This window comes from Bacillus cereus group sp. Bc031 (genome assembly GCF_027716265.1).
GTDB lineage: Bacteria > Bacillota > Bacilli > Bacillales > Bacillaceae_G > Bacillus_A > Bacillus_A paranthracis.
Map to the genome: position 1 here is coordinate 63,593 of NZ_JAQFUL010000012.1, position 26,282 is coordinate 89,874.

Sequence of the window (26,282 nt, forward strand, 5' to 3'; positions counted from 1 at the left end):
GGTTAGAATATTCTAAAGAGTTTCCCCTTTTATGATAGAAGGAAGTGTATATATGAAAATTATGGACTATTACATTAGACTAAGACTACATGCACAAGATCAACAACATATGCGAAATAGCTTACAAGAATTAGCGGATGTTTTATATTGCAGTACGAAAAACGTAAAGATTTTATTAAAGAAAATGAGCGAGGAACAATTAATTAGCTGGACTCCAGGGCGTGGCCGCGGGAATAAAACAGAAATTCTATTTATACATAATTTCGTAGAAGCGATTGAGTCCTATACAGATGAACTGTTAGCGCAAGAAAAATTAAAAGATATCTTTCTTCTTTTAAAAGAACCCCTACCCCTTGCACTTCAAAAAAAGATAGAAAATAAACTACATCATCATTTTGGATACGAACCTTCAAATGATATGTACGACATATTAAAAATTCCTATATCGAGAAAGATATTCCCCTTAGATCCGGCTTTTGTGGCTGTAACTACAGAGAGCCATCTTACGAATCAAATTTTTGATACGTTAGTCGTTTATAACGATGTTACGGAAAAAATGGAACCACACATTGCGCATACGTGGGAATTAAGTGAAGACGGGCTGACGTGGACTTTTTATTTACGAAAGGATGTATATTTTCATAACGAAACAGTTTTAACTTCTAAAGATGTACGATTTTCATTTGAAAGACTAAAAGAAGTTCATTCCCCTTTCGAATGGCTAACAGAAGAAATTGTTCAAATTGAAACACCATCACCACTGCAAATTCGATTTCATTTAGCAAAACCAAATTTATTTTTCTTACACTATGTAAGTTCCATACAACTAGCAATTTTGCCACATGATGCAGTTATTCAAAATCATCATTATATAGGTACTGGACCTTTCAAACTTGCTCATTACTCTGAAGATAATATCGTACTCGAAGCGTTCACTCATTATTTTAAAGAGCGCGCGTTATTAGATCGTATTGAATTTTGGAGTATTCCTGATCATGTACAAATCGATGCTGATTATGAACTACCAAATGAAGAAGAAAATGAAAGGCATGATATACAAATAGAAGAAATAGGTTGTATTTATGCTGGCTTCAACTTTACAAAACCTGGTCCTCATCACGACATTTACTTTCGAAAGGCTTGGAGAGAACTATATGACGTTGAAACGATACTTCGTAGCATAGAAGGAAGACGAACAATTGCTGCATCAAGCTTTTTCCCTGAAAGAAGCCGCCAAGCTTCTAAAAGGTCTTACTCTTTAGAAAAAGCGAAAGAGTATTTAAAAAAGAGCACTTATAATGGAGAGACGATACATATTTACTTCTTCGCATTTAAAGATAGTGCAAATGACGCACATTTCCTAAAAGAACGATGTGAAAATTTAGGTATACAAGTAGAGCTTCACCCATTTCTCGTTTCAGATTATATGAATCGTTCTATCGATCAACATGCCGATATTATTTTCATGGGAGAAGTGTTTGCTGCCAATCATGAACTTGCATTCTTAAATGTATTTAAAAATAAAAGTTGCTTCGTAAACCGGTTCATGGACCTGCACTACGAAAAACAAATTAACTGTTTACTTGATACATTTTTATTAGAAGAAAATAAAGAAAAGCGCTACGAGCTCATGTATGAGATCGAAGAATTTTTACAAACAGAACACATCATTTTATTTAACTATCACGTTTTAAAAAGAAAGACATACCCTTCTTCTTTGAAAAACGTAACAATTGATTCATTCGGTTGGGCAAATTTTGCGAAGTTATGGATACAGCCATCCACGTATTAACATGCAAGTTTTTATAAAAGGAGAAGGTACTACATCCTTAGTAGTACCTTCTTCACATACAAATATAAACTATTATTTAATTACTTCATCTAAGTGATCTTTCAAGTTCAATAAATATTGTTCAATATCCGGATTCTTCACCACATCATAACAAGCAAAACTCTTTAACGGACTCATCCCAAGAAACTTCTGTACGCGGTGTAAATGACTAAGCGTTGATTCTAGACTTTCCCCTTCAAAGAACTTCGTCTTATCTCCAAATGAATTTTCAGGTGCATTCCAAGTTGTAGAGAACATATACTCTTTCTCTGTTAATAAACCACCTGTTCCGTATTCATCTGCACCTTTAAAGAACAAACCGTATTCATATACTTCATCCATATACGTTTTAAATAATCCTGGAACACTAAACCAATAAATCGGTGTTTGATAAATCACAACATCAGCCCATAAAAATTTATCTTGTTCTTCTTTTATATTATATCCATCTTGAATCGTTGTTGTTTTCACTTGATGACTCTCGCTTAATACCGTCACCATATGATCCACTAACGTTTTATTTAATCGTCCTTCCTTTGTACCGTATTTTTCATGTCCATTTATAATAAATATATTTTTCATCGTTTTCCTCTCCCCTACTCTATTCCTCGCTTATTAACCCAAGTTGCTGTTTCAACGTAAGATTATCTTCTAAATGCCAGTCTTCCGTAATCTTTCCGTCTTTCACATGCAAAATATCTATTGCAGAAAAGCTAATATTTTTACCGTTATGCGTTCCTGTAAAAGAAAGACGAGCTGTTACTTTATCACCGACGACTAATAAATCTTCAATCTCGCAATGTATATTAGGAACGACTTTACGAAAATTTTGTGCTGCAAACTTTAACCCTTCAACACCTTGTGGTCGCCCTTTTGGCAACGTATTATCGAAGAAATTTTCAGTAACCGTCTGCGAAAGAAGCTCCTCTTTACCTGTATCCCAAAATGCATAAAAACGCTGCGCTGCATGAACCATTTCGGTCGCTTCCATTTTACTTAGTGAAGGATCGATTGTCATTTTTTTTGCCTTTGGCATTTCTTTTAATAACTGTACTTCAGTTTTTCCCTCCACGCCACATGCTACAAGCACAATACAAATAACAAACAAACTAAGAAATCCAAACAACTTTTTTACCCCCATGAAAATCACCTCCCCCTCATAAAAAACTTTATATTTCGTATTGCTATTGTATATACACTAACTTCCTTTATGGAAGTAGTGATATTTTTTCATATAGTTACCAAAAGTATAGTTTTGTGATACTATAAAGCAAATTCATTCAAAAAATTTTATGGAGGCTAGTTCCATGAACAATATAGATCCAGTTGAATTAACGAAAGGTTTACCTGGCATACCTTGTCCTATCGCTAAAACGCTTGATGTAATTCGTACGAAATGGACGTTTTTAATCATTCGCGACCTTCTTATCGAAGGAACATTACGCTTTAGTGATTTACAAAAATCAATGGACGGGATTAGCCCGAAAACATTATCGCTTCGACTAAAAGAATTAGAGTCTCAAGGCATTATAACGAGAAAAGTATATCCAGAAGTTCCGCCTCGTGTAGAGTACACATTAACGGATAAAGGAAAGCAATTAGAGGGGATATTTATTGAATTAAAACGGTTTGGATTAAGTTTATAAAACAAAAACCCCTTACCGTTGTAAGGGGTTTGATTACTTCGCAAAACTTTCAGCTAACTGTTTCTCTCTCCACATAAATGTAATAGCGAGACCCACTATTAAGACAACTCCTGAAAATGCATATGGATAATGAATATTCATATCAAATAATATTCCGCCCATCGCTGGTCCTGCTATATTTCCTAAACTCGTATAAGTCGAGTTCATACCAGCAACGAATCCTTGCTCTTTTCCAGCTGCTTTTGATAAAAACGTCGTTAAAGCTGGACGAAGTAAATCAAATGCAAGGAAAATGAAGCACGTAACGAGAAGTACAATCCAATAATTAAAGACTACAGTTGAAATGAACGCTAATACTGCACCTACAATTAAACAGATTTGAATTAACACTTTTTCACCGAACATATCAACTAATTTTCCAAACATAAATACTTGCACAACTACCCCAAAGATTGAACTAATTGTAATAATTGCCGCGATATCTTTCGGTGTGAATCCAAACTTATGATCAGAAAACAGACTGAACACCGTTTCATACGCCGATAAACCGAACGCAAGTACAAATACGATGATAAATGCAATTGCATACATTGGATGTAATGATTTCTTTAAATCACCAATAAAGCTTGATTCTTTCGTATTAGAAGAAATCTCTGCAAGCTCTTCTTTCGTTAACGGTTCTTTTAAAATAAAGATCGAAATGACACATGCTATAAAAGCAATTGCTGCTGCAACGAAAAACGGCACACGTATACCGTATTCTGCAATAAATCCGCCGATTCCAGGTCCTATAATAAAGCCGGTACTAATAGCAGCAGATAAATATCCCATCGCCTTTGGACGTTCCTGTATAGATGTAATATCCGCAACATATGCCGTAACACCAGGCATAATAAACGCAGCACTAATTCCGCCTAACACCCTCGCTGCATAGAGCATCCATACATCTGTTCCTAATCCAAACAGAAGCTCTGAAACACCAAAAATAAATAATCCAATGATTATCATTTTCTTCCTACCATAAAGGTCGACCCACCGGCCTGTAATAGGTGAAGCAATAAGCTGAGCCATTGCAAACACTGCAACGAGATATCCCATCGTCTTACCTGTTAAACCCATATCATTCATAAAGGACGGCATAACCGGAATGATTAATCCAATCCCTAAAAAAGCGATAAATATATTACTCAAAAGAATGACCAGTACCATCTTTTGTTCTTTTATCGGTTTCTTCACTTTTAACACCTCTTCCCGTAAGCTCCCCTCAAAAAAATAATACCCAAGAAGCTTTTTCTTTATCCTGCTATTTGTGGGCTAATCATGAGTAGAAATGCCCCTACTCGTTAGAATTTCACTGTATCCTTCCACACATACATACGCATTAGGTGAATGACTATCATTCAGTTTTCCTCAAAAATGAACCTACCTTTTCAGACAGGTTCATCTCACTATTTCTTTATATGTAATGCATGTGTTAAAAAATCTAGTACTTCTGCCTTTTGTAACTCGACTTGCTCATCATCTTTATGATCATATAAATACACTTGCTCCGCTGCTGATTCAACTAGAGCGATAAATAACTTCGCCGTTCGCTCTGCGTGAACCGAATCACGAATTTCACCCGCTTCTTTCGCCTCACCTAAAAATTCACTTAGCCACATATAAAGAGGCTCATACACAGCTTCCCATTCTTTTATATGTTCTGTAGATGCAAGACCCGTATACATTAAAGCTTGTATTTCACGATATTCCTCTATGAAGTGAAACACCGCATCTATTACTTGCGTTACTTTACTTGAGAAAGGCGCATCGTTTTGCACTTTTTCTTTTACTGCAAGTATCATCTTTTCAACCATCACTTCTGCTATTGCAGGCATAACAGATAACTTAGAAGGAAAATATAAATAGAAAGTTCCTTGTGCAATGCCAGCTAATTTCACGATATCAGAAATCTTCGTTTTTTCAACGCCCTTTTCCTGAAACACTTCAATCGCTGCATAGACAATTTTCTCTTTTTTATTCATCATCTAAACCCTTTCACACGCGTATTGAATGACTGTCACTCATTTTATAAGATAATCGATTGTACTGTCAATGATAGTGAACTTTGCGAGGAAATCATTTTTTTCATAATAAAATCTCCTAACAAAAAATTAGGAGATAAAAATGCCAAATACCTTTAAGAAAGAGCCTTTAACCCTGTCACGCCGCATACAATAAGAGCCACACTAATGATACGTGCTTTACTTTTCGACTCACCAAACAAGAACATGTTTAATAAAACGGCACCTGCTGTTCCAATACCAATCCAAACCGCATACGCGACACTTACTTGTAAAAATAAGAAAGATGTATACAAGAATGCAAAGGATGTAGCAAACCCACCTATATAAAGAGCCCCATTTGCTAATGTTTTATCTTTACTATACATTTTAAGACCGATTACACCGACTATTTCACTAATTGCAGCACAAAATACGAAAAACCAACCCATCTTTAAGCAGCTCCTTCCATAGTATCTTCTTTATTATCAGCTAGCTTTAAACCGATAACGCCAGCTACAACCATCACGATAAAGAATAATTTTCCTACACTGAAACTCCCGCCGAAAAGGAATACATCCATTAAGAAAGTACCTACCGTACCAGCTCCGGCAAAAACAGCATATACAGTCCCTGTTGCAAGATGCTCACACGCTTTAGAAAGAAAGTGAAAATCAACAGCGATAACGCCTAAAATAATAATCCAATGCCACCAAGTATCGGCCGTATTAAAACCAAATACCCAAAAAATTTCAAAGATACATGTTAATATGACATATAACCAAGCTCTATTCTTCATACCTCTCACCTCTTATGACTGACTATCAGTCATTTTTATTTTAAAAAAATATACTCTTTCATCAATACTATATAAAAACAACTATCATCCTCATTTACCATTTATATTTATTCCGTTTTCAAACTAACTACATCCTTCCAAAGAAGAAATGACTGAATGTCATTCATATATATTGTACATGAATATTTTAAAAACTGTCAATGCCGAAAGTTTATTTAAAATTTCTTTCATCCGATTTGTATATTTCCTAATAATCTGTCAATACTGCTAGTAACATAATATTTTCTCCACTCCCCCTTGGAGAGATCCCTTGAATGGAGCAGTGAGCTTGTGCTAGCTGCTCTTTTTATTTTCATCTTTCATAATCTCATTCAATCGCATATTCACTTGATTCAAAATAAATATTTACTTATGCAATACTGTCACGATATTCCTCTCTATAAATTCCCGAAAAGCCATTTTGAATTCTTTTTAAATCTGATTTTCTTCGCTCTAAATCAATAATGAGATGTTTAGCTTCTTCAGATTTCAAACTACACATCCTTTTCTACAAAATAGCATTTTCACTCAATTGTCATTTCACTTTTTTGTTCTACAATTCGATATGCAATATTTCACATTTCATTATCGCAATATCACTTTATTAACCAGCATTTTATATAAACGAGTTTCTATTATGTATTAAATCAACATTTGTAATTTAATTCCTTATTTAAAATATATAGTTTTTATTTTTAAACACTATATTCGAATAATTATATTGGAATTTCTTGTTCTACACATCCAAATACATATTGTGTATTATGTAGGAGAAGAGTAATTAAAAGACTTACTCTTTGCTATTGAGGGAAGAGCCTGAGAGCCATATCAGGCTCTTCTTTGTTTATATATATCATGTATTTGAATTTTGCAGTATGCAAAACTAATTAAAGTTCTTAACAACATTTCATTTTTGACTAAAATATAGATGCCCACTATTACATAAATAAGAATGGGCCTTTTTCTCCCTGAAAACTTCACCCAACATACCGAATCATCGCCACCTCATCACAATAATCTACCTTTGGACAATGTCTACAATCAATCCATACCTTCTCTGGTAACGTCTCTCTATTCACAAAAACAAACCCGCACTTTTGAAAAAATTCCGTTTCATATGTTAAAGAAATAACTCTACTCACTTTTATTTTCGCCGCCTCATTTATTACATGGTTTACTAACATACGTCCGATACCTTTCCCTGCATATGTATGCGAAACGACTAACGATCGTACTTCTGCAAGGTCCTCCCCTAATACATGTAAACCAGCAACTCCGACGATTTCCCCCTCTTCTTTCACAACATACAAACATTGTAAATATTGATAGAGAGACAAAAGAGAACGCGGTAAAACCACTCCCTCTTTTGCATAAACTTCAATGAGACTATAAATGTCTTTCACATCACTCGTAACTGCATTACAGATTTTCATATGCTATCCCCTTGCCCCCGATATTAATATTTATAACTCAAAATGAATTTTAATACATAATTTTATATAATAATACATCTCTCTTTTCTTCTCGTCAATCACTTTATACAAACAAAAACCAAGCAATCTAATCGATGCTCGGTTCCTCATTTCGTATCGGTAATACGTTCGAATATTTAATTTCTCGAAGTGCTAAACTCGTCTGTATCTTTGTAATACCAAGCTTATTTAGCTTTCTAATAAACTGCTCTAATTCTTTACGATCACGATTTGCAACCTTTAATAAATAATCATACTCTCCTGTTAAGCAGTGACATTCTAACACTTCCGGCATCGCTTCTAATTCTTTTTCCAACACTTCAAGTTTATCCGATTGATGAATATTCGTACTCATAAAAATGAAGCATAACAAATCAAAACCAAGCTTTTCTTGGTTTAAAATGGCTACTTGCTTATCAATGAATCCTTCTCCATCTAATCTTTTTATTCTTGCATGCATTGCAGCTGGTGATAAATTAACACGTCGTGCAAGCTCTGCATTACATACTTGTGACTCCTTCTGCAATATATCTAAAATTTGTACATCTAGATCATCCAACACTTTAATAACAGACGACTCCATTATAATTCCCCCTTTTTTCTTACCGATGATTATTCGAAAAAACACCTTATAACTTATATAAAACTGAACATCCTTCTTTAAATATCATTCATAGCAAAACATTTTATCGATTTTTATCCATTATACAAAAGAATATATTACACAATAAAGAAAAATGCTAAAATTATTTACAATTCACATTGATTACAACAAAGGGGATTTTAATATGCCTTATTTTTATGTCTTTTTACTATTACTAACGAGCTTATTATGGGGAGGAAACTTTGTCGTTGGAAAATCACTTGTTGATCACGCATCTCCAATGACACTTACAAGTTTAAGATGGATGATTGCGATTGTTTGTTTATTACCAATGGTATGGTTTAAAGAAAAGAAAATCATTCCACCACGCGCGGCAATACTTCCGTTAATATTGATGGGAATTTCAGGGGTTGCTCTTTTTAACATCTTTCAATTTTTAGCATTAGAAAAAACATCCGCAACAAATGTAGGGCTTATTTCTACATTAAACGCGATTTCTATTGCACTATTTTCTGTCTTATTTCTAAAAGAAAAAGTAAATACACTTCAAATTCTATCCATGATTCTTTCATTCTTTGGAGTTATTCTTGTCCTATTAAAAGGTAACTTTGCACTTTTATTTTCACTACATTTTAATAGTGGTGACTTATGGATGATTGCCGCTGTTTGCATTTGGGGAATGTATTCTGTTTGTAGTAAATGGGCAACAAAAACAACGACACCGCTTATGGCGACGCTTTACTCTGGTATTTTCGGCGTTATTTTATTACTGCCATTTAACATAGGAAGCTTCACTGTTACAAATATCAACACTTCTTTTATAACATCACTTTTATATACTGGACTCATTTCCACAGTTCTTTGTATGGTATTTTGGAATGTTGGCGTACAAAAATTAGGAGCAACTACATCCGGCATTTTTCTAAACTTCAATCCCATTTTCACAGCTATTTTAGCATTCCTTTTCCTCGGAGAAGAATTAACGTGGATTCAAATTTTAGGGACAATGATCGTTGTGACAGGATGTTATTTATTTTCTCATTTCAAAACAGTTGCCGTTCAGCCTGTTAGACCTTTAATGCGAAAACATTCTTAATGAAAAAACATCGTCATCTGGGTTGGCGATGTTTTTATTTTCTCTTCATTTCTTTTATATACTGCTTTTCCTCTTCTGGCGATAAACGTTCCGTCGCCTTGCCAGTATCTCCACCTTGAAGGCTCCATAAAAAGTTATGCTCCTCAACAGTTTGAGAAAAATCTCCTTTTTCCCATCTATTTATAATAGAAAATAACTTCATTTTATATTGAAAATCTGTGCTATTTTCAATATCTCTTTTCACATTAGAAATTTCCTTGTTTGTCATTTCTACAAATCCCCATTTTTCAGAGGATTTTACCTTTTGGTGTACCATTTTGTGCATAGTAGAAATAATTTCACCTTCACTAACTTGCGGAGATTCTTCTGCAACTTTCTTCTCTTTTTCGTTTGCCACTTGCTGGGTTTGAATATTTTTATTTTCTTTTTCCACATATGCAAGCAATTTCTTTCCGCCAACTATAGACGAGAAAATTATTATAATTGTAATGCATATACCTACGCCCCATTTAAAAAGCATTAACTCTTCATCGCTTCTCTAACAAGATGACTATCTACATATTGCTTAAACTTCACAATTTTTCCGTCCTCAAGTTGCCATATATGAACAAATTCTGCTTCAAATGATTTTCCCGTTTCTTTATAAACTCCTGAATACATACCTTCAGCAATAATTACATCTTTTCCGCTTACTTCATGATATGTATTTACACTTGCTTTATAATCATCCCATTCTGATCCTAATCGGCTAAATACATTTTCCATTATTGCTTCTACACCTATATAAGTTCCCCCGTATGGGAATCCTTCTGCCTCTGTCCATTCTACTTTTTCAGAGAGGGCTTCCGCTAAATGTTTTGCATTCGAAGAAGCTGATCCTTCATATGTACTTCGAATTATTTCTAAATTTGATTTAGACATGTTACTTCCTCCCGTTTTATTTTTTGCACAAGTTGTAATGAAGTTAGTTACAACTTGTGCAAAAAAATATTTAAATTATTTTATTCTTAATCTATTAGTTGTAATTATTATAGTTACAATAATGATTCAAGTCAACAATTTATAAATAAAATCTACTTCGTTTTCATTACTTTCTCTTTTAAAAAACGATCTACATATCCTTCTGCTTTTACAACGAATAAATACGCACCCATTGATAATAATGCAAGGTCTAATTCATATCCTGGATTCTTTCCATCTCCTAATAAACCTGCTGCTCCATTTACCTTTACGATAGCTCCAGCTAAAATAAGAGCGAATAACAATCCTACATATCTTACGCCTAAACCGATAATTAATAATATACCACCAACTAATTCAACTGTTGCTACGCCATATGCAAGACCACCTGGTAAGCCAATGCTTGTAAACCAGCCTGCTACGTTATCGATACCTGATTGAAACTTCGCTAAACCATGTGCAAAGAACGTTACTCCTAACACGATACGAATAATTAAGTTACCAATGTATTGATTCATTTTGAACTCTCCTTTTTGTTTTGTTATGGTGAACTTTTATTTACAAGTCAAAACAATACGGTATTTCATTTCATTCGTCAAATACTTTTTTAAAGAAAACAAAAAACATTATCCCTTTTACGGATAATGTTTTCTTACAAAATAGCGCTAATTCAGGCTTTTACTCTATTACACAAGAAATTTGAAACATTTTTCCAGCGCCAACATACGGCAATAAAGAAATATCCTCTTCTACAACCATGCCAACAACGTTCACTTTCTCATCTGCATGCTAATCATGTATAGCAACTTGCATCTCTCCTGCATATCTACCGTACAATTCATTATCAATTGTAATGCTGCCTTTCTTTCTTGTAATTGTATGCATCGGCTGTAAAATCACTTTATGTTCTTCTCGCGATTCTACTGAGCGAATGACATCACGGGCTGGATCCAGCCTATTTGTATGCACTCGTTCCACTATTTTTAATACTTCTTTATCAGTTATAAACGATTTGTACCGCAGCGGAATAATCCCTCTACTCGCACTCGCTATCTCTTGTACACTTTCTACACTTCCGCTTATATCCCCGATTAACACTTTATCGACACCACAATCTTGTACAAGTTCTAAATACGCTTCAAGCGGGCGCATATTGCGGTGCTTTTCTAACGTTGGTAAGCCTTCATATAACGGGCCCCGTTTCTCCCCATCCCCTGGAATAAATGCCATCGTTTTTATTCCGCACTCATGCAAGTATTGGTTTTGTTTTTGTAAAAAGGACTTTGCTAGTCCTGTTTCTGGACGCGGGTAAAAATTATGCCACGCTTCTACATTCTCGACCCGTATCTTTTCAGTAATTAACTCTTTCCAAAATGAATCTGTAATCGTGCTCGCATTTAAAGCTACTTTCATCTTGTGAGATACGCGTGCGATTTCTTTTGGCGCAATGCCGTAGTCCATTCTTAAGCCTGTAATGCCCCAGTCCAGTAGATCCTCCACATTTTCATACGTCATCCCTAAATGGTGTAACGATTTTGGAGAAACATCGACCATTAATTCCATGTTATTTTCAAGAGCTTGTTTCCCAAGCATTTGAATTAGCTCTTTATACGTACCAGGGTCATCTTCAGGAATGTGCAATGATGTAAAAATAGATGAAAACCCGTTTTCCTTCGCTACTTTTAGCCACTCTTCTTGCTTCTTTACTCGTTCTTTTGCAAGGTAAATTGAAACTCCAATCATATGAATCTCCCTTTCTATAAATAGAAAAAGAGAAAGGAATCCCTTTCTCTATATGTTTTCTGCCATTTCTTCTTTAAATCCGAAGAAGTACGTAAAGATGAATCCGAACGTATATGCCACTACTAATCCAAGGAAATATAATAAATATTTATTATCAGCAATTAACGGAATTAATGATAATCCTGATACACCAATTCCGAGTGCAGCTGTTTTCATAACTGCTTGGAACGCACCGCCAACTGCTGCTCCTAAACAAGCTGTAAGAAACGGTTTTCCCAGTGGTAATGTAACCCCATATAATAACGATTCACCAATTCCTAAAAATCCAACTGGTAATGCCCCTTTAATTACGTTACGCAGTCGTTTGTTTTTTGTTTTTACAAAAATAGCAATCGCTGCTCCTACTTGCCCAGCGCCAGCCATTGCAAGTACCGGTAATAAAGGCGTTACGTGCGTTTGATTAATAAACTCCATATGAATCGGTGTTAAACCGTGATGTAATCCGACCATAACGAGCGGTAAAAATGTTCCAGCAAGTACTGCCCCAGCAAACGCTCCGCCAATACTTAAAATACCATTAATTCCGCTCGTAATTCCTTCAGATAAGAAACCTGCTACCGGCTGAATTGCTAACATCGTTACGATACTTACGACTAACACAGTAATAAGCGGCGTTACAATAATATCAACTGCATTTGGTACAGCTTTTCGAACTTGTCTTTCCACTACAACCATAAGCCACGCTGCAAAAATAACGGCAAACAATCCGCCCCGTCCGGGTACGAGCGCTTCACCGAATAATTTTACATTCGCCATCGCCGGGTTAAAAATTAAAATACCAGCAATCGCCCCAAGAACTGGAGTCCCGCCAAACTCTTTCGCTGTATTCCAGCCGACTAAAATGCCTAAGAATGTAAAGATACCGCCGCCAATAAGTAATAACATTTGTAGCCACGTTGCATTCGGATCAGCACCTGCGTTTTTCGCAAAGTTAGCAACCCCGTTTATAATACCTGACGCAACAAGACCCGGAATTAACGGAATGAAAATACTTCCTATTTTTCTTAAAAAGTTTTTCACCGGTGTATTATTTTTCTTCTTCATCTCTGACTACATCTCTTGCCCAAGATCTTCAAGGTGATGATCTGCCACCTCACCAATTCGCAGTCCCGTTAAACCTTCCATCTCTGCTGCTACTTTATTTACCGTTCCCGGACCAACGACAACTTGAAGCGTCTCATCTTCAATAACGCCCATAACCCCTTCAACCTTTTTTAAAAGGTCCATGTTCACTTTACTTTCATCATGAAGCGTTAATCGTAGTCTCGTCATACAATGAGCGATGCCACGAATATTTTTTATTCCCCCAAGTTGCTCTGAAATTTCTTTCGCCATTCTCTCTTCTTTCCTCATAATAGAATCCCCCTCCCTATTATTTATAGTGCCTTCTTCACAAACCCTTTTGCTTCTTTTAGTTTCTCCAGTGCTTCCCCATACTCACACTGCAATAACACCATAACAATCGCAGCTTTCACGTTACGTTCTGCTTTTTCATAATGCTCTGCTGCTACTTCATAACTAACCCCTGTTGCTTCCACAATAATTCGTTTTGATCGTTCTATTAACTTTTCATTTGTAGATTGAACATCTACCATTAAATTTTTATATACTTTTCCAACACCAATCATAGAAGCTGTTGAAATCATATTCAGCACTAGTTTTTGCGCTGTACCAGCTTTCAAACGCGTTGATCCTGTTAAAATTTCTGCGCCTGTTTCTACTTCCACGTTTAGTTTTGCATATTTACTTATTTCAGCATTTTTATTACAGGAGATACTAGCTGTACTCGCTCCTACGCTATTCGCGTACTTCAAGCCACCAATAACATAAGGAGTTCGACCACTTGCTGCAATTCCAATCACTGTATCTTTCTCATTTAATCCAATACTTTTCAAATCTTCTTCTGCTAATTCTTCGCGATCTTCTGCACCTTCTACCGCTTTAGTAAACGCTTTCAATCCACCTGCTATAAATCCTTGCACCATTTTATCGTCTGTGCCAAATGTCGGCGGACATTCCACTGCGTCCAAAATACCTAAACGGCCACTCGTACCAGCCCCAATGTAAATTAATCGGCCCTCTTCTTCGAAAGATTGAATAACAGCCCCTACAACCTTTTCAATTTGTTCTATTTCATTTTCAACTGCTAATGCAACAGTTCGATCTTCTTCATTCATACTTTGCAAAACTTCTTTTATGCTCATCTCATCTAAATTCATCGTCTTCTCATTGCGATGTTCTGTCGATAAATTTTCTAACATATTCCCACCTACTTTGAAATTTAATTTCATACTTTCATTATAACTTTAAGAAATTTAAAATCAATATCACTTTATTATTTTATGAAATTTAATTTCTTTTCATGACGAATTTATGTCCGTCCGTATGCAAAAAAGATGGGTTTCCCCATCTTTTCATTTCAGCTTCCGTAATCGCAAAGCTTCTTCTCTTGTATCCATAAATTGATCTAGCACTTTATTACCAATGCGATTAAAGGTAATCACATATAGAGCATCTATCATGTTCAATTGCGTCATTCTTGAAGCAATACTTGCAATGCGATGATCTTGTTCTACATCTGGCATACAAAGACGAATATCCGCCTCTTTATATAACGGTGATGATTGATCAAGCTTTGTAATCGCAATAACTGTTGCACCCTGTCTCTTCGCATATTGCGCCATTTCAAGTACATCTTTCGTACGACCAGATGTTGAAATCGCCACAAATATATCGCCTTCTTTTAAATTCGTCACAAGCGGCAACATCATATGAAAATCAGATAGCATCATTGCAGTAAATCCGAGTCTTGTAAATTTATAAGCCCCGTCCATTGCTGGAGTTGCTGATCCACCTACTCCGTAAAATATAATTTTATCCGCATTTACAATACGATCCGCTGCTTTCTCAAGCTCCTTCTTATCAATAGCCGTCACGCTCGCCTCAATTGCAGCTTTATTCACATACGTAACTTTATTAAACAAGTCGTACGGGCCATCTTCCGTATTCATCACTGAAAAATCATTAATATTATAATCAGCAATCGTTAATTCACGAACGAGCGCGATTTTAAATGCTTTAAAGCTCCCAATCCCAATCGACTTACAAAAACGAACAACACTCGCTTCACTTGCACCTGCATTCGTTGACACTTCTTTCGTCGTTAAGTTCGGAACAATCTCTGCATTCTCCATTATGTACATGGCAACCTTTTTTTCAGCTGGTGAAAATTGATCCATATTACTTTCAATTTTAAATAGTAATGTTGAAGCTTTCACTATTTAACCTCCACTTCTTACGGTTGCGTTCACTTATTTTCTCTTGCTTCAAGAAGGTAAAAACCATCATCGCCAGGAGGATGAAACACATTTACAATGCGATTCCCTTTTTGATAAACAGTTCTTTCCCCTTCTGTCCACTTCTTTTCCCAACCGTTCATCCAAATCGCAACATCAGGTAAAAAAGCAGTATATTTCAGCTTCTGATCGTACTCACCATCTGCTTCTTCCGAGAAAATAGAAACCGGAAAATCTTTCAGTTTTGATTCTTTCCATGCAGTAAATGGTATGCACAATAAAAGAAGTATAATTACACCTATAATCTTTTCCTTCGTAATCCTCAAACACATCCCTCTCCTTGTCATATCACATACATAGATTTTACCATAATTACAAACCTTTCATGCCACATGACTATTGCTTGTTCCAATAAAAAAGAGCTTACCTACATCAGGTAAGCTCTTCCTCTCTATACAAAATACTTCTTCAAAAGCGGCGGGGTAATAATCGTTGTCAATATAACAACAATAACAATCGCTGTGAAATTTTCTTTCGCTAATAAATTCGCCGTAAGTCCATTCGCTGCGATGATAAGTGCTACTTCACCACGCGATACCATTCCCGCACCGATACTAATAGAAGATTGAAGATTGAATCCTGTTAGTCTTGCTCCTAAACCGGATCCAATTAACTTTGTGAAAATCGCAATAAGCGTCATGATGATAATGAACCAAAGTTGGCTTCCGATACCTTGAAATGTAATTTCCATTCCGATACTTACGAAGAACACCGGTACAAATATTGCATACGCAATCGGTTCAATTTTATGTTCTACTTCGTGCTTATACTCTGTTTGAGAAATGGCAATTCCGGCTGCAAATGCTCCAATAATGCCTGCAATTCCCATCATTTCACTGTAATAAGAAAAAGAGAAGCAAATAATAAGAGCCGCGCTAATTAACGCTTCTGTTACACGAAGCGGCACGAGCATTTTCATAATCCAAGGAACAACTTTCCATGCAATAAAAACAATGCTAACAAAGAAGATAATTTTCTTTACGATAACAAGTGTTATATTCACATCTTGCGTTCCTAAAAAGCTCATAACAAACGCTAATAAAATAACGACGATGACGTCATCAAATACGGCAGCACCTAAAATCGTTGTACTTTCTCTCGTATTCATTTTCCCTAAATCTCTTAGCGTTTGCACTGTAATACTAACTGACGTTGCGCAAAGTAATAATCCTAAAAAAATGGCATGAGATTGTATTAATCCAAACAGCAATCCTGTTACATAACCACCGATGAAAGGAAAAATAATTCCACCAGCTGCTACTGCAAATGACGATTTCAAATTCCGATTTAACTCTTCTAAATCTGTTTCAAGTCCAGCCATAAACATAAGTAGTAAAACACCAATCTCACTCAATTCATCGATTAATTCAGAACTATTTATAATACCAAGTACAGCTGGACCGATAATAATACCGATAATTAATTTACCAAGTACAGAAGGCTGGCCAAGCCTCACGCTAATATCACCAGCTAATTTCGTACAAAGTAAAATGACGACAAGTTCAAAATAAAATAACATAACATCTTCTCCTACTTTAACTTTGATCAGTGGGTTTTCTCCATCCAAAGTAAATTTATAACCCTCGTCCATTCCTGCAAGTAGTTTCTCCTATTCATCTGCATTTTATTTGTCATATTTTATTTAACAAAATATTCTGAATTATATTAAGATTAATCCAGCAATTTTAAAAAACTATGCACCATAACTGTACCTCCATTTACTTACATACTCTTTTCTAGTGGGCTCATACTACATTCACAGTTATGGAAATGAAAAAACGGGGGGAGAGTCCAAAGTGAAGTCATTATTACGAAAAAAAGCGCTTAGTACTGAATCACCACGGCAGTTAGAGAGAACATTAACCGCACTTGATTTAACGTTTTTAGGAATTGGCGCCGTAATTGGGACAGGTATATTTGTATTAACAGGTATTGTTGCAGCGAAACATTCTGGTCCTGGTATTATGCTATCATTTCTTATTGCTGCATTTACTTGTGCTTGTGTAGCCTTTTGTTATGCTGAATTTGCTTCTTCTATTCCTGTCTCAGGAAGTGTGTATACTTACGCATACATGACAGTCGGTGAAGTCGTCGCCTTCATCGTCGGATGGTGTTTAATGCTCGAATATTTACTTGCAGTCGCAGCAGTAGCTGTCGGTTGGTCTGGTTATTTACAATCTTTACTACAAGGATTTAACGTCCATCTGCCCGCCATAGTCGCCTCAGCACCTGGCGTAGGAAAAGGTGGTCTCATCGATTTACCAGCTGTTTGTATTTTACTCATCATTACTGGCCTTTTAAGTTTTGGTATACGCGAAAGCGCACGCATTAATAATATTATGGTTCTTATCAAGCTAGCTGTTATTATCGCCTTTATCGTAGCAGGTGCAAAATATGTAAAGCCTGAAAATTGGACGCCGTTCATTCCATTCGGATACGACGGTATTATTACTGGAGCTACCACTGTATTCTTCGCCTTCTTAGGCTTTGATGCAATCGCAACTGCTGCGGAAGAAACGAAAAAACCACAGCGCGATTTACCAATTGGCATTATCGGTTCCCTTCTTATTTGTACTGTTTTATATATGATTGTATCTTTCGTTTTAACAGGTATGGTTCCTTATACACAATTAGATGTTTCTGATCCAGTTGCATTTGCCTTACATTTCGTTGGCGAGGATACAATTGCAGGACTACTCGCTGTTGGAGCGATGACTGGAATGACGACCGTTCTCTTAGTCGTTATGTATGGACAAGTTCGCGTTTCGTATGCGATGAGCCGTGACGGTTTACTTCCAAAAGCGTTAGCACGTGTAAATAAAAGAGTGAAAATCCCTTTATTAAATACGTGGATTACTGGTGTTGTTGCCGCTTTATTAGCAGGACTTTTAGACCTGCATGTATTAGCGAACTTAGTAAACATCGGGACATTAACAGCCTTTACATTCGTTTGCTGCGCAGTACTTATTTTACGAAAAACACACCCTGACTTAAAACGCGGATTCCGCACACCTTTCGTACCTGTACTACCAGTTGTCGCAATTCTTTGTTGCTTATATTTAATGATCAATTTGTCTAAAACAACATGGATTAGCTTTGCCGTTTGGCTTATAGTCGGCTTATGCTTCTATTTCTTCTACTCTAGAAAGCATAGTCACTTAGCTACCGAAAAAACGAATGATGAAAAGAAAAAAGCATAACAAAATAGCTCGCCGTTTTAGCGGCGAGCTATCTTTCTATACTATTATATTTTTTCGTTAACGATTGTAAAATGAAAAATATGCCGATGCAAGCTGTAAACGATGCCCAATTTCCTATTGGTGTTGCGTATTTAAAAACGCCAATACCTACAAGCAATAGAAAAATAATCACCTGATATATAAGCTTCCACTTTTGCATATATTCCCTCCTTTACTTCGTTCCCTTCTTTTTCTTCTTCCATGCATTTAAACTATCAAAAAAGAAGTTAATAAATAACGTGCCTAAACCTGCTAATAAAAACGTCATTAAAAATAGAACCCATATACTTTTTTCTTTTAAGAAATAATATCCTACAAGGAGCACAACCGCGATCCATACATATTCAAGAATTCTTTTTAGCTTTTTCTCTTCCAAATTATTCGCTCCTTTTTTCTATGCTATTTTTAGTATAACAAAAAAGAAGCCTATCATGATAAGCTTCTTTTCTTCTCTCTTATTTGTTTATGCTTTTTTCAACAAGTGAAATCGTATACTCTAATGTACGATTCATCGTTTCTACCTGTGCATCTTTTACTTTTACATCTTTCACTACAGCTTCGGCCACTGTAATTTTTTGACTCAGTGCTTTCACTGAACCGTCCGTTACATTTGCATCTTGCGCTTTTTTCACTACTGCTTTTGCAGATTCAATATTGATTTGTAATTTTTCTTTCGGTGTTTTCGGTTGTTCTACTACTTTAGATTGTACAAATGTTACATTAGCTGTTTTTAATTCGTTATACGTTTGAACGATTTGCTCTCCCGTACTCCCTACATTTTCAAATGCTTGCTTTGCATTATTATAGCTTTTCTCTAATTCTTGAAATGCTTCCTTTGAATATTGACCTGGCTTATCACCAAATTCATACGTACCAGCTAACACTTCTTTCACTTTTCCAAGCTCTTCATATAACGCGTTCACTTGCTCTAACTTTGTGCGGTTAGAAAACTCATTGTGCGCCGCTAATACTTCTGAAGAACTTAACGCTTTACTATATAATCTCGCAAGCGCAATTTGTCCGTTCAACGGAATACCACCATTTCCTTTGCTATCAGGGTCAGCTCCAAATGCAAATGGTACGTTCGGATGAGACACTTTCCCTGTAGCTGGTTGGCTATTTACTTTTTTACCATCGACATAAATAGCTACTTCGCTTCCGTTATACGTTCCTGTTAAGTGGTATGTTTTGTTTGCTTCTAATTGAACGCCAACGCGTTTATAACTGCCGCCAATGTGAGCCCATAATTCAACATATCCACTTCCTGTAGATTCAAAACCAATTCCGCCACTCTCTGTATTTTGCAAAATACCTTGTCCGCGAATTTCATTCATTGAAAATACAGTTTCTAGCGTGAACGTATTTGCTACTTTCTCTTTTTGTGCTGCTGAAAATGGAAGGTATCCAAATGTGTTTGCTTTTCCGTTTAATTTCATAACATTCTTTTTCAATGCTTTATCATATTCAATAGTCACATTGCCCTTCACATCACCTTTTGTAGCAAATGGTGAATTGTCTTTAAATGTACCATCTGCAAAGTTCACATCGAAAACATCAGCCTTTGGCACTTTTACATTCGGATCAATATTATCTTTTTTCGTAGTAACTTCTGCCGTTAACGGCTGCGCACTTTCATTACCGAACGAATCGATTGCAACTACTTCAAGCATATATGTTTTTCCACCATCTAACCCTGCAAGCGTAAACGTAAGATCTTTCGGCACTGGATCACGATAAAACTCTGAGAATGCTAACAATTTATTCTTTATTTCTCCCGTTTGCTTATCTCTAGCTTGTACACGATAAGAATGTACAAGAAGGTTGTCCAATGCTTGTGGAAATGTTACTGTTGCCGCATTTTCTGTTACATTTGATACCGCAAGCTTTGCATCCTTAGCAAAGTATGGCTTTTCTTTATCACGATCTTCTATATGTGTAAATGTGTCTTTCTTTGCTGGTAATTTAATTTTCCAAGGCTCGCCTGTCCAAGAATTTGTATGGAAATCACGGCGATTGATCGTTACTTCTTTATCGTCTACTTCTACTAATAAGCCTTGGCTTAATGTGCTAGCTCCTGGCGGGATATTCCCTTGTACTTTACCACCTTCAACTTCCATGTAACTTATAGAAGATGTACCAACTGATGTAAAGTCTTTTTGATGAATCGATCTTGGATCATCTAACGGATAATGTGAATGACCTGAAAACGTAATAGCCTGCGGATATTCTTTTAATACCGTATTAATTTTTGCGCTATCTTTTGTTCCCCATTCATGACTACCGTAAACTGTCTCTTTAATGTGTTGGTGTAAAAATACGAAAATTGGTTTTTCTGGATCATCTTTTTGTGCCTTTGCCATTTCTTCTTTTAACCAAGTTAATTTGCTTGTCCGAATAATATCCATGAGTTGTCCCGTCCTCTGGAGACATAACAAGGAAGTGATACCCTTTTACCACTTTATGATAATAAATTGATTCCATTCCTGTCTTTTCTAAGAAACGCTTCTGTGCGCCCTCTACAGATAAACCGTTCCAATAATCATGATTTCCTAGAGAATTCATTCGCACTGCATCTTTATTTGCATTTTCATTATACACTTGCATGAAACGATCATATTGTTGCAGTGATCCTGAATCAGTAAAATCTCCCACAATTACAAACGCATCTTGTTTAGGTGCAAGTGTATTCAGTTGCTCGATTGCTCGTTTCCAGCGAAACGTATCATCTGTTCCACTATTCTTAATATGTACATCACTTACAACCGGAAAAACGATCTTCTTCTCACTCGGTGCCTTTTCTTGCTTCTTCTCTTCCGCTTTAATTGATGTACCCCACGGAAATGATACAAATGCTAATACAAAAACCATTAATAATCCAATAAGACCTTTTACTTTTCGCAAAACCATTCTGTCCACGTGAATCCTCCTCATAATAATCGATTCATTACAAGGGATATTTTATCTAAAGCATATTAATGTCGTTTAAATAACAAATGAATTTTATTAGATTTTTGTAAATATACAGTTAATTAAAGGTTAAGTTCAACTTTCTTCTTACTATTGTATACAACCACTTTTTGTCTAAAAGAGTCTGAGCATTCTTTTCCCATGTCTATTCACATATAATCTTTTCTATAACATGAATAATAATTTAAGGTTTCAGCCTATTAGACAATCTTAATTTTTAACAATTTCTTCTTTTTTTAACACATCGGCCATGCTTCCACATTTAATAGTAGTAAAAGACTACTTAAAAAGGAGGGGGGTGTATTGAAGAATAAAAAAACATTGGCTGTTTTGCTCCTTTGTCTATCATTTGCCCAGATCCTTGTCCACCTCCCCCTCCTCCAGATCCAGATTGCGAGCGAGTAACAAATGAATTTGCAGGAAATTTCCTTATAACGAATAACAACATTCCCTCCGCCAAAGATGAATCACAATCGATGATACTGTGGCAAAGTGATGGAATGCTGCCTATATCAGGCACTGTCTCGGTTTACAATAGTACTAGCAGCACAGAAGCAATTACCATTGAAATCGTTGGAGCAGTAACCAATATTTTCACTGTGTTTCCTGGTAATACAATATCGTACACAGGAAAAGACTTACAGTCAGTTAATATTGCTAATATCCAACATAACCCTTCACTATATTTAGAAGGCAAGTACTGTTGCCAATTTACATGTTGTTTATAAAATACCAATCTTATTACTTCCTCAATTAAAAAAGCATACCATTTGCGGTATGTTTTTTTATGAAATCGGATAACGTACTGTAATACAAAACTCACCTTGATTAACAGTTGTTCCTGTTGTAGTAATTCGAACAGTCGTAAAATATCGTACAGTGAAAGTACCACTACTTTGTGGTTGTACGGTAATTGTATCAATTACTGTAGCACCTACTAAAAAATCAACTGTAATTGGAGCCGCACCTACATCATATTTCACGTAACCTGAACCATATACTTCTTGCGTAATATTATTTGTATATACAATTTGAGTACCAGCACCTGTAATAGACCAGTCTGTACATACTTGATCTTGTACAAGCGTTTTATTAGAACAACAAGACAAACTGGAACTTCTTATTCCCATTTTGATCCTCTCCTATTCTGCTATGAAAGTGGATAACGTGTTGTAATACAAAATTCTCCCTGATACGTTCCAGCAGGTGTTGCAGGTAACACAACTTGTATAATGTCAAAACGCCGATACGTAAACCCGATACTCGTTCCTGGGTTTAATGTTTGTGTATCTATTACAGTACCAGCAGAATCAAGCGCCTCTACAGTAATTGGTCCTGGTCCAACATCATATTTAACAAAACCAGTCCCCACTACGTTTTGGTTAATATTATTTGTATAGAGAACATTATCAATTGCTGTTGCAACTACAGTAGCAGACCACGGACTACACACTTTATCTTGTACATAATTTTTATCTGGACAACAAGTTAATGCTGCCCCTGAGCACTCACAAGACATAGTTGTTTCCCCTCTCTCTTTTATATTCCCTATATGTGTATGTCCTTCAGAGTCTTTTGCCTGTACTATTCATTTATTTTCAAAAAATATTCAAATGACTAAATAGATTCCGTTCTGTTCCTTTTCTTCATAAATTTATAGATTAAAATACCACCGACAACGATAACGACGACTAGTAATATCGGTAGCATATATTGCCCCACAACATCCGCCGCTTTTTCCCAATGCGGACCTAATTTCATTCCAAAATAGACATATAAAGTTGTTAACGGGAACATTGCTACAAATGTATATATACTAAATTTCCATATGTTCATTTTCGCCATACCACATGGAACAGAAATAAGCGTTCGAACGCCAGGTACAAAGCGTCCAACAAATGCTACAACTGGTCCATATTTCTCAAAGAAATCATCTGCTTTTTGGATTTGTTCTTCTTTAATAAAGAAGTATTTCCCGTACTTTATTAATAGAGGACGACCACCGTAATAACCGAGTGCGTATAACGTTAACGGTCCTGTCGTTCCACCAAGCGTTCCAGCTAATACAGCTAGCCAAAAATTCATATCACCCTCGTACACCCAATATCCAACCATAGGCAAAACAACTTCTGCGGGAATAAATTCAAACGTTAAAGCCAATACAACTCCAAAATAAGAAAACTGCTTTAAAAACTCAATTATATCTAAAATAATTTGCTCCATATTTTAACTCCTATCCTACATTTACGTTATGCTTTTCTTGTAATTGAACTGGCGCCATTTTTACAATTCGGTTCAAAATAAATAACACAATCCCAATATCATCTAAAATACCGATGAACGGTAAGAAGTCTGGAATTAAATCGAGAGGCATCGCTACATAACCAACTAAAAAAGCAATGGATAAGATTTTCTTCTTTATTGAAACCTCTTTTGAAGTAAAAAAGTCAAATAGGAATGGAACAAATCGGCGAACATGAAATACAACTCTTAATCTACTAATAAGTTTTTTCATTTTTATTTCTCCTCTCTTTGTATACAAAAAGGCCCCTACCAAATATGGTAAGGGTCCTAAAAAAGACAATAAGGGGCCTTTACCATTGCTGGTAAAGGTCTCACTAACAACGAAACGTTGCCAATAAAGCCGAGGGTTTCTCCCTGTAATGACGACTTTACTGTAATAAGTTACTCCCCTTTATATACACAATTTTATACAATCACATTAAAATATTTTAGAGGGCTTGTCAATATATTTTATATTCCAATCCCTTCTGTAAAAAACAAAAAACGTATAGGAAATTTCTTACTATCTCATAATATACATAATCATTTTTGAATGAAAGGAGAGATTTCATTTGCATACCGTATGGAAAGGTGCACTTTCACTTGGACTATTAAATATAGGAATTAAACTATATAGCGCCGTAGAAGAAAACGATATAAAATTTTTAAGTCTCCATAAAGAATGCTTAACACCTATTAAATATAAAAAATTCGCTCCCGATTGTGCGGATGAAGAAGTCGATGATAAAGATATTGTAAAAGCCTATGAATACGCCCCCCATAAATACATTATTATGGATGAAAAAGAATTAGCTGCGTTGCAAAAAGCTCACGAACCACGATCTATTCGTATTATATCTTTTGTTCAAAATAACGAAATTGATTCTATTCTCTATGACCGCTCTTATTTTATAGGCCCTACCCCGGGACATGAAAAATCGTATTTATTATTAAAAGAAGCCCTTGAGCGTACAAATAAACTTGGTCTTATCCATATTTCCATTAGAAAAAAACAACATTTAGCTATTATCCGTAACTTTGAAGATGGACTTATGTTGCAAACTATTCACTACCCTAATGAAATTCGCGATATAACAAATACACCTAACTTACCAAGTAATGAAAATTATCCTATCCAAAAACAAGAACTCACCGCAGCAATCAACTTAATTCACCACCTTACAAATCCTTTTGAACAAGAAATGTATACAGATGAGTATAAAGAAGCCCTTACCGAATTAATCGAAGAGAAAATTGAACAACAGGAAAAAACGGAAACAATCTCTCCTGCTCCAAACATCATCAATATTATGGAGACATTACAAACAAGTATTGAACAAGCAAAAATAAAAAGAGACAATAAAACAGAAAAAGAGGCCAAATAAAATTGACCTCTTTTTCTTTAAAGCGGATTACATTTCGGCATTTCGAGTCCAGATGATTGAGCTAATTTTAATAAATAATAACATTCTTCCCTTGCCATATGATCTGCCATTCTCGCTGATAATACACTTAATACTTCATTTGATAACTCGAGTTCTTCCACTTCATGTAAAAAATGTGAAAATAATTTTAGTTCAAGTGAAACATCTTTTGTAAACTTCTTTAATGCAGGAAAATGATGAAACTCTGTTCGTAAATATCCAGTCATCTCAACCGCCTTTAAGTAAAATTGTTCAAAATGCTTCGTAAATTCTTCGCTTTTCTCTTTTAATCTTTTTTCAACAAGATCTAACCCACCAGAAATAGAGCCTGCATGACCAGCTGCATCTGTTAACCAAACGAGATGATAATGAAGTTCATGAAAAACAGGTGGAATTTCCCCCTTCTTCAAAAACTCTAAAACCGTTATATACTCTTCCACTTCGTTTACCATATGATTAATAAAAGTCGGCGTAAAATGAATTGTAATTTTCCCTTCCAACTGTTTCTGTATAATATTTAATTTAAACGTCCGGATCTCCTTAGCTGCTTGTTCTGCCTCTTTGGAAAATGTCACGAGATTCACATTACGAACTTTATTTAACAGATTCGTAAATGTTTCAACAAAATAAGTAGCTTTCTTTATCATAGCCATCAAGTTTAAAAAATAAGTCCGATGCCTTTTGGCATCGGACTTATTTTTTAAAACTTGAGAGTAGAAGA

At 35.6% G+C, this 26,282-nt stretch carries 29 protein-coding genes and 3 pseudogenes; 6 read left to right on the forward strand and 26 right to left on the reverse strand.

All coding sequences use genetic code 11. The annotated features are described in order from the left end of the window. The first annotated feature begins 31 nt into the window (after positions 1–31). The gene (locus tag PDQ33_RS07280) at positions 32–1,792 is read left to right on the forward strand and encodes an SgrR family transcriptional regulator (protein WP_142243792.1); all 1,761 of its coding nucleotides are present in this window, start codon (positions 32–34) and stop codon (positions 1,790–1,792) included. A gap of 72 nt (positions 1,793–1,864) precedes the next feature. Here the strand turns inward: PDQ33_RS07280 and PDQ33_RS07285 are convergent, their stop codons facing one another. Beyond that, on the reverse strand, positions 1,865–2,413 hold the full coding sequence (locus tag PDQ33_RS07285) for an NAD(P)H-dependent oxidoreductase (RefSeq protein WP_046198837.1): 549 nt from the start codon (positions 2,411–2,413) through the stop codon (positions 1,865–1,867). Positions 2,414–2,432: 19 nt separating this feature from the next. Then, on the reverse strand, positions 2,433–2,972 hold the full coding sequence (locus PDQ33_RS07290; RefSeq protein ID WP_061131381.1) for an ester cyclase: 540 nt from the start codon (positions 2,970–2,972) through the stop codon (positions 2,433–2,435). A 166-nt stretch (positions 2,973–3,138) separates the two neighbouring features. Between PDQ33_RS07290 and PDQ33_RS07295 the strand changes: the two genes are divergently transcribed. Next, positions 3,139–3,477, forward strand: a complete 339-nt coding sequence (locus PDQ33_RS07295) for a winged helix-turn-helix transcriptional regulator (RefSeq protein WP_001059468.1) — start codon at positions 3,139–3,141, stop codon at positions 3,475–3,477. Between the two features lie 33 nt (positions 3,478–3,510). Here the strand turns inward: PDQ33_RS07295 and PDQ33_RS07300 are convergent, their stop codons facing one another. The 7 genes from PDQ33_RS07300 to PDQ33_RS07330 all read right to left on the reverse strand — a co-directional run bounded on the left by PDQ33_RS07300 (position 3,511) and on the right by PDQ33_RS07330 (position 8,412). Beyond that, entirely contained in the window at positions 3,511–4,713 is a 1,203-nt protein-coding gene (locus PDQ33_RS07300; protein WP_000742938.1) for an MFS transporter, read from the reverse strand. A gap of 212 nt (positions 4,714–4,925) precedes the next feature. After that, complete coding sequence (locus tag PDQ33_RS07305; RefSeq protein WP_270755235.1) at positions 4,926–5,504, reverse strand: TetR family transcriptional regulator; 579 nt, start codon at positions 5,502–5,504, stop codon at positions 4,926–4,928. A gap of 152 nt (positions 5,505–5,656) precedes the next feature. Further along, the gene (locus tag PDQ33_RS07310) at positions 5,657–5,971 is read right to left on the reverse strand and encodes a DMT family transporter (protein WP_000539674.1); all 315 of its coding nucleotides are present in this window, start codon (positions 5,969–5,971) and stop codon (positions 5,657–5,659) included. 2 nt (positions 5,972–5,973) lie between these two features. Next, a complete protein-coding gene (locus PDQ33_RS07315; protein WP_061131379.1) occupies positions 5,974–6,318 on the reverse strand; it encodes a DMT family transporter in 345 nt (114 codons plus the stop codon). A 409-nt stretch (positions 6,319–6,727) separates the two neighbouring features. Continuing rightward, positions 6,728–6,850 (reverse strand): hypothetical protein, encoded by a 123-nt coding sequence (locus PDQ33_RS07320; RefSeq protein ID WP_255285330.1) that lies wholly within the window; start codon positions 6,848–6,850, stop codon positions 6,728–6,730. 484 nt (positions 6,851–7,334) lie between these two features. Next, positions 7,335–7,790, reverse strand: coding sequence for an N-acetyltransferase (locus tag PDQ33_RS07325; protein WP_061131378.1), 456 nt, complete (start codon positions 7,788–7,790; stop codon positions 7,335–7,337). 127 nt (positions 7,791–7,917) lie between these two features. Then, positions 7,918–8,412 (reverse strand): Lrp/AsnC family transcriptional regulator, encoded by a 495-nt coding sequence (locus tag PDQ33_RS07330; RefSeq protein WP_270755238.1) that lies wholly within the window; start codon positions 8,410–8,412, stop codon positions 7,918–7,920. Between the two features lie 205 nt (positions 8,413–8,617). On the opposite strand from PDQ33_RS07330, the gene PDQ33_RS07335 reads away from it, so the two are divergent. Further along, positions 8,618–9,529 (forward strand): DMT family transporter, encoded by a 912-nt coding sequence (locus PDQ33_RS07335; protein ID WP_061131377.1) that lies wholly within the window; start codon positions 8,618–8,620, stop codon positions 9,527–9,529. A 34-nt stretch (positions 9,530–9,563) separates the two neighbouring features. On the opposite strand, the gene PDQ33_RS07340 is transcribed toward PDQ33_RS07335, so the two are convergent. From PDQ33_RS07340 to PDQ33_RS07380, 9 genes and pseudogenes are all read right to left on the reverse strand, one after another. Next, positions 9,564–10,049, reverse strand: a complete 486-nt coding sequence (locus PDQ33_RS07340; protein WP_061131376.1) for a PRK06770 family protein — start codon at positions 10,047–10,049, stop codon at positions 9,564–9,566. Further along, a complete protein-coding gene (locus PDQ33_RS07345; protein ID WP_061131375.1) occupies positions 10,049–10,450 on the reverse strand; it encodes a nuclear transport factor 2 family protein in 402 nt (133 codons plus the stop codon). Before PDQ33_RS07345 ends, PDQ33_RS07340 begins: the two co-directional genes overlap by 1 nt. A gap of 152 nt (positions 10,451–10,602) precedes the next feature. Beyond that, the gene (locus tag PDQ33_RS07350) at positions 10,603–11,007 is read right to left on the reverse strand and encodes a DoxX family protein (RefSeq protein ID WP_001077751.1); all 405 of its coding nucleotides are present in this window, start codon (positions 11,005–11,007) and stop codon (positions 10,603–10,605) included. A 152-nt stretch (positions 11,008–11,159) separates the two neighbouring features. After that, a pseudogene (locus PDQ33_RS07355) lies at positions 11,160–12,232 on the reverse strand (DUF871 domain-containing protein). 48 nt (positions 12,233–12,280) lie between these two features. After that, a pseudogene (locus PDQ33_RS07360) lies at positions 12,281–13,645 on the reverse strand (PTS transporter subunit EIIC). Positions 13,646–13,668: 23 nt separating this feature from the next. Beyond that, the gene (gene murQ, locus PDQ33_RS07365) at positions 13,669–14,553 is read right to left on the reverse strand and encodes an N-acetylmuramic acid 6-phosphate etherase (protein WP_000892362.1); all 885 of its coding nucleotides are present in this window, start codon (positions 14,551–14,553) and stop codon (positions 13,669–13,671) included. A gap of 153 nt (positions 14,554–14,706) precedes the next feature. After that, complete coding sequence (locus PDQ33_RS07370; RefSeq protein ID WP_000648162.1) at positions 14,707–15,570, reverse strand: MurR/RpiR family transcriptional regulator; 864 nt, start codon at positions 15,568–15,570, stop codon at positions 14,707–14,709. A 29-nt stretch (positions 15,571–15,599) separates the two neighbouring features. Next, a complete protein-coding gene (locus PDQ33_RS07375; RefSeq protein WP_071741523.1) occupies positions 15,600–15,914 on the reverse strand; it encodes an outer surface protein in 315 nt (104 codons plus the stop codon). A gap of 125 nt (positions 15,915–16,039) precedes the next feature. Beyond that, complete coding sequence (locus PDQ33_RS07380; protein ID WP_000899800.1) at positions 16,040–17,167, reverse strand: cation:proton antiporter; 1,128 nt, start codon at positions 17,165–17,167, stop codon at positions 16,040–16,042. A gap of 277 nt (positions 17,168–17,444) precedes the next feature. On the opposite strand from PDQ33_RS07380, the gene PDQ33_RS07385 reads away from it, so the two are divergent. Beyond that, positions 17,445–18,848, forward strand: a complete 1,404-nt coding sequence (locus tag PDQ33_RS07385) for an amino acid permease (protein WP_270755244.1) — start codon at positions 17,445–17,447, stop codon at positions 18,846–18,848. 28 nt (positions 18,849–18,876) lie between these two features. On the opposite strand, the gene PDQ33_RS07390 is transcribed toward PDQ33_RS07385, so the two are convergent. The 3 genes and pseudogenes from PDQ33_RS07390 to PDQ33_RS07400 form a co-directional block, all read right to left on the reverse strand. After that, a complete protein-coding gene (locus tag PDQ33_RS07390) occupies positions 18,877–19,047 on the reverse strand; it encodes a hypothetical protein (protein WP_061131370.1) in 171 nt (56 codons plus the stop codon). Between the two features lie 12 nt (positions 19,048–19,059). After that, the gene (locus PDQ33_RS07395; RefSeq protein WP_000391504.1) at positions 19,060–19,263 is read right to left on the reverse strand and encodes a hypothetical protein; all 204 of its coding nucleotides are present in this window, start codon (positions 19,261–19,263) and stop codon (positions 19,060–19,062) included. A 79-nt stretch (positions 19,264–19,342) separates the two neighbouring features. Beyond that, a pseudogene (locus tag PDQ33_RS07400) lies at positions 19,343–21,803 on the reverse strand (LamG-like jellyroll fold domain-containing protein). Between the two features lie 371 nt (positions 21,804–22,174). Here PDQ33_RS07400 and PDQ33_RS07405 point away from each other — a divergent pair. After that, complete coding sequence (locus tag PDQ33_RS07405; RefSeq protein WP_262726989.1) at positions 22,175–22,582, forward strand: DUF3992 domain-containing protein; 408 nt, start codon at positions 22,175–22,177, stop codon at positions 22,580–22,582. 57 nt (positions 22,583–22,639) lie between these two features. Here the strand turns inward: PDQ33_RS07405 and PDQ33_RS07410 are convergent, their stop codons facing one another. The 4 genes from PDQ33_RS07410 to PDQ33_RS07425 form a co-directional block, all read right to left on the reverse strand. Further along, a complete protein-coding gene (locus PDQ33_RS07410) occupies positions 22,640–22,984 on the reverse strand; it encodes a DUF3992 domain-containing protein (protein WP_061131367.1) in 345 nt (114 codons plus the stop codon). 20 nt (positions 22,985–23,004) lie between these two features. After that, on the reverse strand, positions 23,005–23,373 hold the full coding sequence (locus tag PDQ33_RS07415; protein ID WP_001277529.1) for a DUF3992 domain-containing protein: 369 nt from the start codon (positions 23,371–23,373) through the stop codon (positions 23,005–23,007). A gap of 98 nt (positions 23,374–23,471) precedes the next feature. Continuing rightward, on the reverse strand, positions 23,472–24,077 hold the full coding sequence (locus PDQ33_RS07420; RefSeq protein WP_000435019.1) for a DedA family protein: 606 nt from the start codon (positions 24,075–24,077) through the stop codon (positions 23,472–23,474). 10 nt (positions 24,078–24,087) lie between these two features. Further along, entirely contained in the window at positions 24,088–24,369 is a 282-nt protein-coding gene (locus tag PDQ33_RS07425) for a YkvA family protein (RefSeq protein ID WP_000733844.1), read from the reverse strand. Positions 24,370–24,709: 340 nt separating this feature from the next. Here PDQ33_RS07425 and ku point away from each other — a divergent pair, with 340 nt between their 5' ends. After that, complete coding sequence (gene ku, locus PDQ33_RS07430) at positions 24,710–25,522, forward strand: non-homologous end joining protein Ku (protein ID WP_061131366.1); 813 nt, start codon at positions 24,710–24,712, stop codon at positions 25,520–25,522. 17 nt (positions 25,523–25,539) lie between these two features. Here ku and PDQ33_RS07435 read toward each other — a convergent pair. After that, positions 25,540–26,282: DUF2935 domain-containing protein (locus tag PDQ33_RS07435; protein ID WP_270755247.1), on the reverse strand; the 743-nt coding region annotated here is incomplete at its 5' end.